Origin of the sequence: Lactococcus protaetiae (assembly GCF_006965445.1) — a bacterium.
Taxonomy (GTDB): Bacteria; Bacillota; Bacilli; order Lactobacillales; family Streptococcaceae; genus Lactococcus; species Lactococcus protaetiae.
In genome coordinates, this window is the sequence record NZ_CP041356.1 from 1,597,984 (window position 1) to 1,610,732 (window position 12,749).

The window sequence follows — 12,749 nt, forward strand, 5'->3', positions numbered from 1 at the left end:
TTGATTTTTACTCTATTTCTTACTAAAACTAAGTATAAAAAATGATACATGTTTCATGTATTTCCTACTTACTTGACCTAAATTCGCCCTCGCAGCTCAAAGTTTGGGCGGTTTTATTATTTATTCTCCATTAATAAGGTTTGTTCGTATTCAAATTTTTCAGGATTTTCACTCCATTTTACATCAAGAGAGCTATTATTGTCTAAATATTCTTTGATTTCATTTAGTTCTACATTAAAATATGCTTTATGATTATTAAATTTATTAACATGGAAGACAATACAAAAAGTCGAAAATCTAATATGTTTTATAAAATTGTCAAGGTATTGGGATTAAAAGCTAAACAACTGGTGCAAAATGATTTTGGTCGTTAATTTAGACTTCATACACGACTACATTTCTAAAGATAGCGAAGTCAGTCTAGATTTAACTTAAAAAGAAATTGTGGACTTGATAGGTTGTAAAATTGAATGGATTTAAGAACCTTGTAATTTAAAAGTGCAGTTGCAATGGAGAGGAAAAGCAAAAAACCCATTATAAAAATAATGAGTCTTGGATTCAGAATCTAGGCAAGCTGAGCAAATTATCGTTACTTATTGGGTTGGCTTCAGTATGGAGATACAGTATTCCATTAGTTGAACAAACAGCCTCAATGTATACTTTATCAGCTTGGGAATAAGCACAGGTGTAGAAAAAACGACTATCATTGTTGATAAAACGAATAATATCTGCAACTGAATATTCTAGATTGCTGCTTAGTTTAACATCAGTAATCTTGTCAGTAGAAGACACATAGTTATCAGAAACACGGATATGGGTTATTTGATATTCCATATGAAGTACCACCTTCTATTTATAATATTTTGAGTAAAATCAAGTAACTTATAACTTTATTCACAAATAGTATAACAAAATAAAATGAGTATACAATTTTGTTTTAGTGGAAATTTTGTTAAAAAGTATTTACATTTTAAAGAAATGAACAATCAAATATTAAATACAAAAGGAAAATAGTTCCCACACAAATAATCAATGAAAGTACTCGGGTGGGTCAAAAGTATCAAGAATTTGATGTAGATATAAGTCATTCTATGAGCAAGCCGTGGCATAAATCTCACGATTTTCAAAGGAATACTGCAAGAAAATGTCAGAAAATTGTTACCGATACTAACGAGTAATGTAAAATGAAGCCTGCCGTGAAACGTGGGAGTGAAAACACCACTTTTAACTTACTGACACAAAATAAAAAGCTCGCATGGGGAATGCGAGCTAAGAGTTGATGTGCTCTAGTTTGTACAATAGAAACGGAGAATGAAAATGACAGCATCAGTAGAAAAAATATACTTTCCATATGTTCAAATACTTACAAAGCAACAATTAGTATTGAGAAACTATAATCATAATTTTTTTTGCATGTTAATATCAGTAACCTGAAAACCAGTTTTTTGATAAACGTGTATTGCTCTCGAATTATTTCCAAAAATATGTAATGCTAAAGAAGTGAAAGAAAGCTGCTTTGCTTGAATTTCAATGAGATTGATAACTTTTGTTCCGAGTCCTATGTTTTGAAATTCTGGGTAAATCTCGAAGTCATATATAAAAGCTGTATTTTCGTTATCAGTACTTTTGGCAATCCAGATGTAGCCAATTATTTTTTCATGATATAGAACTGAGTAGAAATAATTATTTGGTGTTTGGAGTCCTTCGGGAGAAGTCTATCGTATTCTTTCTTAGAATTTGATATAGAATTAGCCTTGTCCCATGTCCCATTTTCAACCTTTTCGTTGGCAAAGATTTCGACAGAGGTTGCCATATAATCTTCGAAAGATTTTTTAGTCATTTTAGTAAGTTTTATCATAAGTACTCCTCGAATAAATGCCTACCATAAACCACAAATGGCGTAGGAAATAACACTTCATAGCCAGATTATATCATAAAAAGAAGAGTTTAGTTAATGGAGGATAGACTAGATAGCAAGACGTTTTCAAAAATACATTGATATGGTAGACAAAGAATATTATTATCAACCATCAATATCAACAGTTATTTGCTCAGTTTGATTAATCACTGGCAGGTTCAAACGCACATGGTAAAACTCTTGCAGAAACATCTAGGAACAGCGCAAGACAATGTGACTAGTCCACTTTTTGATTCTGTGAAAGCTCTCAAAAACGCTTAAATGCGAATAAATTGTAAGATGTATACATCTTATCTGTTGACAGGATTTAAATATTATTAAAATTGTGATATACTGAACATATTGACGAAGTTGAAAATAGCGGAGAAATGATGAAAAGTGAGACTATACAGATTAATCTATTCAAAACTAGTAGAGTGGATGGATAAAATTCATAATGGTGAAAGACCTGGAGTATTTTGTCCTGAGCGATTAGTAACACAACTCTTGTTTTGGGCAAGTATATTAATATTATCAATATTAGTGTTGGCACTACTGGGATTATTAACTTACTACCTTTATTCTAAAATAAAGCATTAATTTCCCTCGCTTTTGCAAGTTCTTTGTTACTGATAACATAATGATTAGAAATAGCCAATCTAAAATCTACAAATATTTCTGATTAGAACTATTTTTGAGAGGTATATTCATTACAGTAAATTCAGTAAAATACCAATAAATTAGGAGAGCCACCACCTCAAAGCAGAGGAGCTGCAGATAGCACAAAAACTTTAGGATTAATTCTGACGAAATCTTGAAATGATAGATAAGAATAATCACTCAAAATATAATGTTATTTCTCAATTTTACATGGATACGTCACTTATCAAATAAACTGTAAGACACGATGTTATAGTGCGTAAAAGGATTGCTATATTTACGAAAATAATCAGACAAGGTACTTCGGGAGTTGCTATTACTGTTTTTCTTCTAGTTAATCTTTTGGGGTAGTTTTTCTATTTTGCTTTGTAATTGATAATAATAGGGACTACGATGAAATTAAGCATGAGATAGATAAAAAGAGGGAGAAGACTAAAACAAATAGTTTCCCCTCCCCATCGCCTCAATAATAAGTTTTTTATAAATTTCTATAAACCACTCTATAAACTGCTTTGTTGAGCGGTTTTTATTTTATGGAACAATGTTGTTATAAATGAATGACGTGTTTTGATTCAGCGACAATTGACAAATATATCACAGGCAACTATAAATAAACTCGCAATTGAATACAATAGGCAGTATTTTTCGATCTACATCAAATGGCGTAATCTAAAAGAAACACAATAAGCTAAAAAACATAATCATGATTTAATCAAAATGTGATTGACGCTGATGTGAAAAAGTAATATACTTTAAAAGTTGTCGAAAATGGTAACTTTATTAATGTAATGTTATGAAATTACTATAATATTAATGAACAACATGAGGAAATAATGAACTATAAAAAACTTACAATTTCTATTGCTGCGGCCCTTCTTATTGCTCTTTCTGCTTTTGGAGTAAAGACTTTAGCGGATCAATTCTGGTCTGGTCACGGTGATATTCAAGCAATCAATGCTGATATTGATACATTGTCAAATAGAATTCAAGGTAAATCTCAACAAGTGACAACTTTGACAAGTCAACTTAGTGATTCACAAAATTCAGTAAATGGCTATAAATCACAACTTAGTAGTCTTCAAGATCAATTGACACAAGCGAACACTTCTGCTCAGACTCAAATCCAAGAAAAAATTAATGAAGTTAATCAAGCGATTAGTGATGGAAACCAAAAAACAGCAGCTGTGCAACAACAACTTGACTCTGCTAACCAAACAATTGCTAGTCTTAACCAACAGATTAATGACTTGAAAAATCAAGGTAATAGTGATTTGAATCAAGCTGTTAGTGATGTACAAGCCACTCGCCAAAAAGCAGATTCAGCAGTGAATAGCAACCAATAATGAACAAGCATTTTTGTACCTTTCGAGGTACTTTTTTACTTTATACGATAAAAATTTGACAAAGTATTTTATAGAGGACTATAATAAAAATGTAGTTTAAAATACTTTAGTGAGGTGCGAAAATGGCGTTTAAATGGATTCGTAAAATCTTTGGCACAGGCAAAAAGTTGTGGTAAATATTTGTTTGCTACGAGATTGAAATGATTTCCCTGTCATACTGGCAGAGATTTTTTTGTTGTTAAAATCTATGCTATAATAAGAATATCTTCAATCAAGGTAAGTTAGATAACTTCAACTTCCTTTTAGGTTCTTTAGCTCAGTTGGTTAGAGCTAACGGCTCATAACCGTTCGGTCGCTGGTTCGAGTCCAGCAAGAACCATATAAATATATCCATCAATTGTAGACATTGAAGCAGGTCTAAAGTCGTTTGAGAAGATATAGATTGTTACACGAATCTTCTCCCACCTCCTATTACGAGAGCTTACTAGAGTCAATAGAATTTAAAATCGCCTAATGGAGCGGTTTTTATTTTAAAAAAATTGAATTTCTAATTTGGAGTCCCAAAACTCAGTAGAGAAAAGAGTTTTGTATCCGAAAAAATTAGAAAATAAAAAAGTCCACAAAAGGACTTTGATGAAAAACTTGAATTAAAATAGAGGTAGTTGGCAGAGCTCGTCTGAACCTAGAGCTCGGTGGATAGAGCGAATATAAGGAGGCTTGATTTGCTGATGGACAGATTCGACATAGGAAAGCGTTCCTTTTGATGAAACATAATAGTACTCACATCCTAAACCAATAAAGTACGCCACTTCTGCAGCAGTTTCTATTGCCCCGCCTTCTAATTTTACCTCTTTAATTTGCATAGGCGATTTTGCTGGAGAAGTGGATAAATGAATATGTGTAATTCGATAGGCCATAAAATTTACCGCTTTCTTTTTATTATAAACCTTTTTGCAAATAAAATAAACTGAATTAGTCAATAAATACTGGTAAGAGAATAAAAATATAGGTGATAAATCTAAAAGGATAACACAACTATCCAGTAACATGCTAGTTATTCAAAGTTGCTACAGATAGATTTTGACCAAAAATAAATAAAAATCTACTATTTCAGTAAATTTCTTTGTAATGTTTTCTTTTAAGGTTATTTATTATATAATTAGGATGTAGAGAATAACTAAACGATGCAGGAGGTGAAAGTGATGAGAAAACAGTACAAAAACATCTTGGTTGCAGTAGATGGTTCAGAACAGTCCTATAATGCTATAAAAGAAGCTGTAGGAGTAGCTAAAAGAAATCAGGGAAAGCTCCATATCTTGACAGTTAAAGATATCAATCGTTATTATGGATTAGCAGGAAGAATGGATTTAACAGGTACTCCAGCTCTTGATAGAATCGCTAAGTCCATCCTAGTTAAATCTTGTAAATTAGTTAATTATGAAGTTGAATTTGAAACTTATGAACTTGCTGGGACTCCAAAGCATCTAATTGTCAAGTTTGCAAAAGAGCATGATATAGATCTTATCATTATTGGAGCGACTGGTGCAGGTTTTATTGACAAGTTAATGTTGGGTTCAACGACACAATATGTTATCATCCACGCTCCATGTAGTGTGATGGTTGTCAGATAAATAAAAAAAGTCATCGGAAAGGATGACTTTTTCACCAATATACGATAAAGGAATTTGATTTTCATTATAAACTCATCATTATTTAAAAAGAATTATTAAGACATGAACGACTAAGTATATACCATAGATTAAGACAATAGCACCTGAAATAACGTTGATCCAGACTAAGAAAAATTTTGGTAGTTTTTCTTTTAAAAGACCTACAAATAAAGTGATTCCATAAAACCACAAGATAGTAGCTAATAGTACGCCAGAAATGAAATAGAAGGCATCTATACCTGATAGAGTGCCATGTAATGCTCCAAGCATCAGAGAACCATCTATTAGAGCCTGCGGATTCGCCCAAACGAGAAGCAATGAAGATAAAAGAACTTTACCTAGAGTTTGAGAAGCATTCACTTGAGTATTTTGGTCGAAATGGGTCGCTCTAGCATCTTTCAAGATTCCACGTGCAATATAAATTAATAATGCACCCCCGATGCCCATCACCATGAGCTTAAAGATTTCATTTGAAGAAATTAAAGCTCCCATTCCATAAAATGCAGCAATTTCGAAAATCGCATCAGAAAACCATATAAAAAAAGCATAAAATAGTGCTTTTTTTATATTATTTGTCAGTGCGTTATTAAATACATATATATTTTGCATACCAATTGGCGCAATCGCAGCGAAACCAATAAGCATACCCTTAAAAATTACAAATAACATCCCACAATTATATCATAAATGAGTCTTGCAGGAGAGAAATAAATATGTTACCTAATACTTCAAAACATTGATATGATAAACAAATATTGCAGAGCATTATTGTCAGATCATCTTTAGAAAAATCATAAATTCTTTAGTTTGGGTGTAGTTGTTGGAATAATATTTACTTATTGTTTGATATTGGAATAAACGATGAAAAATTAAGCATATTTCAAACTTAGAAAAATAACATGATACAAAATTTACTGTATTAGACGTAAATAGCTGAATAGAGCGATTTTTGTTTTAATAGCTATCTCTGCAGGGTTTTCTTTTAAGGAGATTTATTATATAATTAGAGTGTAGAGAATAACTAGATGATGCAGGAGGTGAATATCATGAAAAAACAATACAAAAACATCTTGGTTGCAGTAGATGGTTCTGAACAAGCTTACAATGCTGTGAGTGAGGCTGCAGAAGTAGCCAAAAGAAACGATGGAAAGCTTCATATCTTGACAGTCAAGGATATCGGACGTTACTATGGTATGGCAGGTCGTGTTGTTTTAACCGACACATTGGAACTTGATAAAAGTGCTGAAGAAATCTTAGATAAAGCTTCTCATCTAGTTACAAACGAAGTGGAAACTGAAATTTATGAAGTTTCCGGAGTTCCAAAGTACACAATTGCTGATTTTTCAAAAGAGCATGATATCGATCTTATTGTTATAGGTGCGACTGGTACAGGATTTATTGACAAACTACTAGTAGGCTCAACGACTCAATATGTTGTTAGTCATGCATCGTGTAATGTGATGGTCGTTAGATAAATAAGGCAAGATTTATTCAAGCTATCAGCAATGATAGCTTTTTTTTATGGGAAAGAGTATAAATATAGAGTAAAAATGATTCAAATAGACGAGGTCAAGATGGGGATGTTTATTATGATGATACATCATTATTTATAATATAAATCTTGGAAAGTATCTATGCCTAGAATTAGTCATAGTTCTCTGATCTAACAAAGATATTTAACGATGGTATCTTATTATATTTAGTTATATAATAAGGATAGGGAGGTGTTATGATGGTTAAACAATATAAGAATATTTTAGTAGCGGTGGATGGTTCTGAACAATCGTATGATGCTGTTCGTGAAGCAATAAATATTTCAAAACGCAACAAGGCGCGTTTAAAGGTGTTGTATGTATTAAATGACAAATTAGCGAATATTCCAGTACATATGGACACAATAACACTTTATAAGAGCGTTCAAGAGCATGCTGATTTTGTTATGGAACAAATACACAGACGTATTGATGATAAAGAGTATGATTTTGAGATAGTAAGATTGACTGGTACACCTAAAAGAGAAATTGTCAGTTTTTCTAAAGAAAATAATATTGATTTAATAATTATCGGTTCGACGGGACTTGATGCAATTGATAGATTCATTGTAGGCTCAACGACTCAATATGTTGTTAGTCATGCACCTTGTAATGTTATAGTTGTTAAATAGTAAGCGAAGTAAGGTTTATATAACGAATGTTCTCTTTAGATGGTGTTTCATTTTAGAAGTATTTAGTATATAATTGAAGTGGAAATATAACTACATAGGAGGTGCTTATTATGAAAAAACAATACAAGAACATCTTGGTTGCGGTAGATGGTTCTGAGCAGTCTTATAACGCTGTGGGCGAAGCTACTGAAATTGCAAAACGTAACGAGGCTAAATTAGTTATTTTAACAGTAAAAGACATTAATCGTTATTACGGAATGGCTGGAGCTGGTAGGATTGAAACTCCAGGACTTGATAGGATTGCTGAGGATATTTTAGCCAAAGCTGCTAAGTTGGTAAAAAATGAAGTAGAAGTCAGAACAGAAGAGATTGCAGGTAATCCAAAACACAGAATTGTTAAGTTTGCGGAAGAAGAGGGTGTTGATTTAATCGTTATAGGTTCAACAGGTGCAGGTTTCTTCGATAAACTTATGCTTGGTTCAACTACGCGGTATGTTGTTGACAACGCAACTTGTAATGTTATGATTGTTAGATAAATCTAAAAATTATTAAGAGGATGATGAGGAGTTTATACATCGGTATAAAACGTTTTTCGGCGCTTAGTGATAAATAAATGTTATAATGTTAGTCAGACATAGTTCCTGCTGTAATGGTGGGAATTTTTTGTTTTTAAAAGGATATTTTAATTTAATTCAGAACTAATGTGATTCTCATACTTAAAAGTCTTTTCAAAGTTCTGTCATCTAAAAAATAGGCTGTTTTATTGAAAAATAGAGGTTAAGTTGTTATACTGTGGGTAAGAAATTAGGAGGTACAAAAAGATGTTAACGGATTTTGAAAAACTTCGTCGTGGAGTAGGATTTAGTGGTATTGTTTCGATAATTATTGGTTTATTGATACTTTTCTTACCTTCCAGAACGGCTATTATTGCAGCTTCTATCGTGGGTGTCGCTCTTGTAATAATGGGTATTACATATATCGGAGCTAATTTTATTAAAAAAAGAGATGATAAGGGACAAATTTGGAGAGTGGGGCATTTTCTCCTAGGCTTTATGTACCTTTTTGCAGGTATTTTCGTGTTTGTAGATTTAACTGCGGCTGCGGAGTCTCTCTTTATTCTTGTAGGTATTTTTGTTGGGATGCTTTGGATAATTGATGGTTTTGTTAATTTAACTGCTTTGAGTAATTTCAACAATAAACTCTGGGGTGTTATTTTAAGTATTATCAGTATAATTGCAGGAGCAATGTTACTTTTTTCACCGCTTTGGGGAGCAGTTGCACTCTGGATATTACTAGGAATTGAGTTCATCATCATAGGTTTAATTAAGATTATTCATTTCTATAATTGGAACAAGTGATAATTTGAGAACATATCTAATTAATATGAGCCAGCATATTGCTGGCTTATTTGCTTGTTTTAGAATAAAAATTTGTGGTATGATATAAAATAACTGGTTTTTATTAAGAAACCTATGTAAAGAGAGGGATATAATTGGTTGATAATATGCTAAATTGGGTAGCAAGTCTACCTCTGTGGCAAGCAACATTATTTTTATTTATAGTTGTGTTCTTTAGGGCACAGATGACTTTTTGGTTGGGGAAATTGATGTATAAAGGAATTTTGAAAACCAATTTGTCAAAAAATACAACACGGTCAGAAGAAAAAAGGGCAGGAATTGAAGCACTGCAAAAATATGGCTGGCCAGTCATTCCCTTGAGCTTTTTGACGGTAGGATTTCAGTCAGTTGTACAAATCGGTGCAGGTCTGCTTGATTGGAATTGGTTTAAATATACACTTGTAGCACTTCCTGGATATCTGGCTTGGGGCTTTATATATGCATTTGGTGGGTTGGCACTTTTTCGGTCTATTGCAAATGGATCTATTGGATTATTAATCATCGCTTTAATTGTTGCATTTTTAGTATGGAGTATAGGGTCTTTATTGTTAAAAAACTTAAAACAAGCGAATAATGAAGTTTCAAGTTTTAGATCATTTTCATTAAAAAGCACTCTATGAGTGTTTTTTAATATGAGCAGAGAAGAGCTTGCGCATAGATGGACTATGATATAATTAAAAAAAAGAAAGGATAGACCATGCTATCACTTATACTTGTATTTTTTGTAGCACTTGAACACCTCTTGTTTGGCTATATTGAAATGTTTGGGAGTGTTCAAGTGCAATCCAAAGCATTTGGGTTTCCAGAAAAAGAACTGCAAAATAACACTCTCCAAATAGCCCTATCCAATCAGGGGATTTATAATGTTTCACTTGGACTGTTGGTTATCGCTTTTATAATATTTAACTTAGCAGCCAATAGTCTTATTTTATCAATGATTTTTGTAGTTATTGTTGGTATTTATGGTGGTTTAACTGTTACTAAAAAAATATGGTTTATACAAGTTGGACCAGCTTTACTAGCGTTGTTAAGTCTTGTACTAGCTCTATAGTATTTTTTAATTCTTAGTGCCATAAGTCCTGAGATTCTTTAAAAATTTGATGATTTGATCTATTAAATTTATGTTATAATATGGGGGAGATTAATAAGGACTTGGGTATGGACTATCAGAAATTATTTTTTCGGTTAAATCAAAAACTGGCTGGGAGTAATTTGACTTTACGACTACATTGTGTGGGTGGATTTGTGTTAGAATACTACGGATTAAAAGCAACAAATGATATTGATGCGTTTTATGAATCTTCCGAAAAAATTGATGATTTGATTAAGGAAGTGGGCGAAGAATTCAATGTTGGTACGAGTAAGGAGTCATGGTTAAATCATGCTGTTGGGCGTGTCATGTCTATATCAAGTGAGAAAAATCAGATAGTTATCTTTCAAGATACTAATTTATCTGTGACTATTTCTCCCCTTGAATCGGTTTTGATTGATAAGCTTCAGGCCGGTCGTACAAAAGATATTTGGGATGTTGCAAAGATTATGCAGTATCTGGAAATAACACAACCAGATGGCTTGTTAAAATTAATGATGAAACATTCAGAGGGTGAAACAGACCCGGCAATTATTCTTGAAGCTTATAGCATTGCCTATGGAAAAGAAGCTTTAAAAGAATATTTGAGAAAAAATCCAGATTTGATGAGGTTACTAAAATGACATGGATTGAATATTACATAGAAGCTGCAAAAGAGTCAAAGGATGATTATGAGCTTTGGATTCGCTATTTGAATAAAGCAATTCAGCGAGATAAGATTGATTTGTCCAAAAATGAAATTGATTATTTGATACATTGTGAGGAATTATCAGCTCTTCAAAAGTTGGTTTTGAAGGAGGCTTGTAAGCCAGGAACATTATCGTGGGAAAAAACAGTGGTAATCTCTGAACCAGCAATGTTTAGGCAACTTCAGGAAGTAATTCAAGAGCTAGATGAAGAAGTAGTTTTGGTAAAATAAAATCATGAAATAAAAACCACTCATATGAGTGGTTTTCGTATTAATCTGTGGTTGCAAGGATAGTTTTTAGAACTTTTGTGAATTCTATGGAACTATTAAAGGGATGAACGAAGTCAAAGATTTCGCCACCATTAGAAGTAAAGACCTCTTTGTTCTCTATTTCTAATTCAAATAAGGTTTCTAAACAATCAGTGACAAATGCTGGTGAACAAATTAGTACTTTTTTTGCTCCTTCTTTGGGAAGACGAGCGACACGGTCAATAGTTGCAGGTTCTAACCATTTTTCTGGACCAAATTTTGATTGATAGGTATGCTCAAATTGATGTTTTTTGAGTCCAAGTTTATTGATGACTAATTCGGTTGTTTTTTGACATTGTTTTTCGTAAGGGTCTTTCTTTTTTGTGACATAAGATTGAGGGATACCGTGGTAGCTTAAAATAAGTTTATCATATTCTCCTGAATTCCATTTTTTCTTAATCAAGTTTACGAGTAAGTCGGTATATCCTTCAATTTCATGAAAGTCTTTAATCACTTTAAGATGTGGATTAACTTTTTTTACTTGTTGAATAATGGGTTCAACTGTAGTGAGCGAATACTGGGGATAAAGTGGAAGGATGGTGATATCTTCTATCCCTGAGTTTTGCATATCTTTTATTGTTTTATCAATGCGAGGTTCACCATAAGTCATGGCAAATCTTACATCCGCTTCTGGATAGATTTCTTGGAGTTGCTTTGTTTGAGCACTTGTATGGTTCATCAGAGGAGAGCCGTTTTCTGACCATATTTGTTTATACATTTCTGCAGATTTTGCTGGTCTGACTTTTAAGATAATTCCGTTAAGAATTGGAAGCCAGAACCATCTTGGTTTTTGTATTACTAAAGGATCGCTTAGAAATTCTTTTAGATATTCTTTGACGTCCTCAGTTTTATAGGAACGTGGAGTTCCTAGTGCTACTAGTAAAATTCCTTTTTTATTTTCCAAAACGATGAGTTCTCCTTTCACTTCGGGAAATTAAAAATATATGAAATATAAAGTTTAATTTATTCTAAAAAATACATTGAGAGTTACTAGTCTAGTTTAACAAAAATATTAGGAAAATAAAAAAAGCGCATTGATGCGCTTTGTAATAATTAGTTAATTAATATTAAAACTCCATACACTGAAAGCTAAAATCATGATAATAAGATAGAGGACTAGAACTCCCACAAAAATGAGGAATTGTACGAAACCAGCGCGTTTCCAGCTGTCCATAACTTTTCTAAATTCTTCTTCATCACGATATTCATTGTTATGATTAGAGAGTGCCCATTGCTCTCCTTTTGCTCCTGAAATAAAAATCCAGACAATATTCAAGATAGGAATTAAGGCGAGGAGCCCAAGGTAAGCTCGGTTACCGATGGCGAAACCGATAGGGTCAATGAAAGCACCCCAGTTCCATTTTGTAGTGAAATTTTGCTGTTCCATAAAAGTTCTCCAATAATTAAGTTATGTAATTATTATAACACGTTGGTAATTTTTCTTGCGTTTTAAAGTGTGATTTGTCAGGGAAATTAATATATGTTTAATTAATTCTTAGATTTGATTTGACAATATTAAATTTTTTTAATA

The 12,749-nt window shown here is 32.5% G+C and carries 16 protein-coding genes, 1 tRNA gene and 1 pseudogene; 12 read left to right on the forward strand and 6 right to left on the reverse strand.

What is annotated here, in order from left to right; genetic code table 11:
- Positions 1-558 precede the first annotated feature (558 nt).
- Together FLP15_RS07800 and FLP15_RS13735 are read right to left on the reverse strand one after the other, a co-directional pair.
- A complete protein-coding gene (locus FLP15_RS07800) occupies positions 559-834 on the reverse strand; it encodes a DUF3892 domain-containing protein (protein ID WP_142766641.1) in 276 nt (91 codons plus the stop codon).
- Between the two features lie 563 nt (positions 835-1,397).
- Positions 1,398-1,858 (reverse strand): annotated as a pseudogene (locus FLP15_RS13735) (GNAT family N-acetyltransferase).
- Between the two features lie 480 nt (positions 1,859-2,338).
- On the opposite strand from FLP15_RS13735, the gene FLP15_RS12750 reads away from it, so the two are divergent.
- The 3 genes from FLP15_RS12750 to FLP15_RS07815 all read left to right on the forward strand — a co-directional run bounded on the left by FLP15_RS12750 (position 2,339) and on the right by FLP15_RS07815 (position 4,279).
- Positions 2,339-2,497 (forward strand): hypothetical protein, encoded by a 159-nt coding sequence (locus FLP15_RS12750; RefSeq protein WP_190288272.1) that lies wholly within the window; start codon positions 2,339-2,341, stop codon positions 2,495-2,497.
- 893 nt (positions 2,498-3,390) lie between these two features.
- Positions 3,391-3,900 carry a hypothetical protein gene (locus tag FLP15_RS07810; RefSeq protein WP_142766642.1) on the forward strand — a complete coding sequence of 170 codons (510 nt, stop codon included), beginning with the start codon at positions 3,391-3,393 and terminating at the stop codon, positions 3,898-3,900.
- 305 nt (positions 3,901-4,205) lie between these two features.
- A tRNA-Ile gene (locus FLP15_RS07815) sits at positions 4,206-4,279 on the forward strand.
- 268 nt (positions 4,280-4,547) lie between these two features.
- Here the strand turns inward: FLP15_RS07815 and FLP15_RS07820 are convergent.
- Positions 4,548-4,949 (reverse strand): hypothetical protein, encoded by a 402-nt coding sequence (locus FLP15_RS07820; RefSeq protein ID WP_142766643.1) that lies wholly within the window; start codon positions 4,947-4,949, stop codon positions 4,548-4,550.
- A 153-nt stretch (positions 4,950-5,102) separates the two neighbouring features.
- Here FLP15_RS07820 and FLP15_RS07825 point away from each other — a divergent pair, with 153 nt between their 5' ends.
- Positions 5,103-5,531 carry a universal stress protein gene (locus FLP15_RS07825; protein WP_142767466.1) on the forward strand — a complete coding sequence of 143 codons (429 nt, stop codon included), beginning with the start codon at positions 5,103-5,105 and terminating at the stop codon, positions 5,529-5,531.
- A 78-nt stretch (positions 5,532-5,609) separates the two neighbouring features.
- Here FLP15_RS07825 and FLP15_RS07830 read toward each other — a convergent pair whose 3' ends face one another.
- Positions 5,610-6,239, reverse strand: coding sequence for a LysE/ArgO family amino acid transporter (locus FLP15_RS07830; protein ID WP_142766644.1), 630 nt, complete (start codon positions 6,237-6,239; stop codon positions 5,610-5,612).
- Positions 6,240-6,616: 377 nt separating this feature from the next.
- Here FLP15_RS07830 and FLP15_RS07835 point away from each other — a divergent pair, with 377 nt between their 5' ends.
- The 8 genes from FLP15_RS07835 to FLP15_RS07870 all read left to right on the forward strand — a co-directional run bounded on the left by FLP15_RS07835 (position 6,617) and on the right by FLP15_RS07870 (position 11,140).
- Positions 6,617-7,045, forward strand: coding sequence for a universal stress protein (locus FLP15_RS07835; RefSeq protein ID WP_120771502.1), 429 nt, complete (start codon positions 6,617-6,619; stop codon positions 7,043-7,045).
- Between the two features lie 257 nt (positions 7,046-7,302).
- Positions 7,303-7,734, forward strand: a complete 432-nt coding sequence (locus FLP15_RS07840) for a universal stress protein (RefSeq protein ID WP_142767467.1) — start codon at positions 7,303-7,305, stop codon at positions 7,732-7,734.
- A gap of 110 nt (positions 7,735-7,844) precedes the next feature.
- A complete protein-coding gene (locus FLP15_RS07845; protein ID WP_142766645.1) occupies positions 7,845-8,270 on the forward strand; it encodes a universal stress protein in 426 nt (141 codons plus the stop codon).
- Positions 8,271-8,555: 285 nt separating this feature from the next.
- Positions 8,556-9,092 carry a DUF308 domain-containing protein gene (locus tag FLP15_RS07850; RefSeq protein WP_142766646.1) on the forward strand — a complete coding sequence of 179 codons (537 nt, stop codon included), beginning with the start codon at positions 8,556-8,558 and terminating at the stop codon, positions 9,090-9,092.
- A 134-nt stretch (positions 9,093-9,226) separates the two neighbouring features.
- Positions 9,227-9,751 (forward strand): SNARE-associated domain-containing protein, encoded by a 525-nt coding sequence (locus FLP15_RS07855; protein WP_142766647.1) that lies wholly within the window; start codon positions 9,227-9,229, stop codon positions 9,749-9,751.
- Positions 9,752-9,828: 77 nt separating this feature from the next.
- On the forward strand, positions 9,829-10,182 hold the full coding sequence (locus FLP15_RS07860; protein WP_142766648.1) for a DUF1304 domain-containing protein: 354 nt from the start codon (positions 9,829-9,831) through the stop codon (positions 10,180-10,182).
- 107 nt (positions 10,183-10,289) lie between these two features.
- Positions 10,290-10,844, forward strand: coding sequence for a DUF6036 family nucleotidyltransferase (locus FLP15_RS07865; RefSeq protein WP_142767468.1), 555 nt, complete (start codon positions 10,290-10,292; stop codon positions 10,842-10,844).
- Positions 10,841-11,140, forward strand: coding sequence for a hypothetical protein (locus tag FLP15_RS07870; RefSeq protein ID WP_142766649.1), 300 nt, complete (start codon positions 10,841-10,843; stop codon positions 11,138-11,140). The genes FLP15_RS07865 and FLP15_RS07870 overlap by 4 nt, the downstream gene beginning before the upstream one ends.
- 40 nt (positions 11,141-11,180) lie before the next feature.
- Here the strand turns inward: FLP15_RS07870 and hemH are convergent, their stop codons facing one another.
- Together hemH and FLP15_RS07880 are read right to left on the reverse strand one after the other, a co-directional pair.
- The gene (gene hemH, locus FLP15_RS07875; protein ID WP_142766650.1) at positions 11,181-12,122 is read right to left on the reverse strand and encodes a ferrochelatase; all 942 of its coding nucleotides are present in this window, start codon (positions 12,120-12,122) and stop codon (positions 11,181-11,183) included.
- A 153-nt stretch (positions 12,123-12,275) separates the two neighbouring features.
- Complete coding sequence (locus FLP15_RS07880) at positions 12,276-12,605, reverse strand: ribonuclease G (RefSeq protein ID WP_142766651.1); 330 nt, start codon at positions 12,603-12,605, stop codon at positions 12,276-12,278.
- Between the last annotated feature and the right edge of the window lie 144 nt (positions 12,606-12,749).

What these genes read in the sequence shown, in the direction of transcription:
- FLP15_RS07800 (WP_142766641.1), bottom strand. Translation starts at nt 834, where the DNA reads ATGGAATATCAAATAACCCATATCCGTGTTTCTGATAACTATGTGTCT.
- FLP15_RS12750 (WP_190288272.1), top strand. Translation starts at nt 2,339, where the DNA reads ATGGATAAAATTCATAATGGTGAAAGACCTGGAGTATTTTGTCCTGAG.
- FLP15_RS07810 (WP_142766642.1), top strand. Translation starts at nt 3,391, where the DNA reads ATGAACTATAAAAAACTTACAATTTCTATTGCTGCGGCCCTTCTTATT.
- FLP15_RS07820 (WP_142766643.1), bottom strand. Translation starts at nt 4,949, where the DNA reads ATGTTACTGGATAGTTGTGTTATCCTTTTAGATTTATCACCTATATTT.
- FLP15_RS07825 (WP_142767466.1), top strand. Translation starts at nt 5,103, where the DNA reads ATGAGAAAACAGTACAAAAACATCTTGGTTGCAGTAGATGGTTCAGAA.
- FLP15_RS07830 (WP_142766644.1), bottom strand. Translation starts at nt 6,239, where the DNA reads ATGTTATTTGTAATTTTTAAGGGTATGCTTATTGGTTTCGCTGCGATT.
- FLP15_RS07835 (WP_120771502.1), top strand. Translation starts at nt 6,617, where the DNA reads ATGAAAAAACAATACAAAAACATCTTGGTTGCAGTAGATGGTTCTGAA.
- FLP15_RS07840 (WP_142767467.1), top strand. Translation starts at nt 7,303, where the DNA reads ATGGTTAAACAATATAAGAATATTTTAGTAGCGGTGGATGGTTCTGAA.
- FLP15_RS07845 (WP_142766645.1), top strand. Translation starts at nt 7,845, where the DNA reads ATGAAAAAACAATACAAGAACATCTTGGTTGCGGTAGATGGTTCTGAG.
- FLP15_RS07850 (WP_142766646.1), top strand. Translation starts at nt 8,556, where the DNA reads ATGTTAACGGATTTTGAAAAACTTCGTCGTGGAGTAGGATTTAGTGGT.
- FLP15_RS07860 (WP_142766648.1), top strand. Translation starts at nt 9,829, where the DNA reads ATGCTATCACTTATACTTGTATTTTTTGTAGCACTTGAACACCTCTTG.
- FLP15_RS07865 (WP_142767468.1), top strand. Translation starts at nt 10,290, where the DNA reads ATGGACTATCAGAAATTATTTTTTCGGTTAAATCAAAAACTGGCTGGG.
- FLP15_RS07870 (WP_142766649.1), top strand. Translation starts at nt 10,841, where the DNA reads ATGACATGGATTGAATATTACATAGAAGCTGCAAAAGAGTCAAAGGAT.
- FLP15_RS07880 (WP_142766651.1), bottom strand. Translation starts at nt 12,605, where the DNA reads ATGGAACAGCAAAATTTCACTACAAAATGGAACTGGGGTGCTTTCATT.